This is a genomic window from Sutterella massiliensis (assembly GCF_016899755.1).
Lineage (GTDB): Bacteria > Pseudomonadota > Gammaproteobacteria > Burkholderiales > Burkholderiaceae_F > Sutterella > Sutterella massiliensis.
In genome coordinates this window covers 1-474 of record NZ_JACJJC010000272.1, presented here as the reverse complement: position 1 = coordinate 474, position 474 = coordinate 1, and the positions used below count along the sequence as shown (strand labels likewise).

Here is a 474-nt window from a genome sequence, read left to right as displayed (position 1 = left end):
ACATCACCGAGCGCGGGATGTTGACCTGGAACATCTGGACAGACACGTCGCCTTTGTCTTCAAAGTCGATCGCAAAGAGCGCACCGTTGCTCAGTGAGCCCGTAACGGCCCGCCAGACGCAGCGGTCGGCGTTGCATAGGCGCATGGAAACCCATTTGCCGGACTCCCGGTATTGTGTGGAATGCGCTTCCCCGGCTTGGACAGCAATGCCGAGACCGAGGAGTGCAACCAAAAGGAGCGGACGGACAGTCTTGATGAACATTTTGAAGCTGAAAGGAAAAACGGCGGTTTCGTGCGGGCTGATGGGAACGCCGTGAGCATTTCCATCTCCCCGATTCGAGTCGGACGAAGACGCTGCCCGGCGAACGACGTCGAGCTTGATCTTCCTTGAGTACTCTCAAGAATGGTAAAGCAAGAGAGGACGTGCGGCCTTCGTTTTTCACGTTTCGTATTTTCTTCCGGGCTGTATACGAT

Annotated in this window: 1 protein-coding gene; it reads right to left on the bottom strand. The window is 55.7% G+C overall.

What is annotated here, in order from left to right:
• A partial coding sequence (locus H6A60_RS12520) for a hypothetical protein (RefSeq protein WP_205105136.1) occupies positions 1–262 on the bottom strand: 262 nt, incomplete at its 3' end.
• Positions 263–474 lie beyond the last annotated feature (212 nt).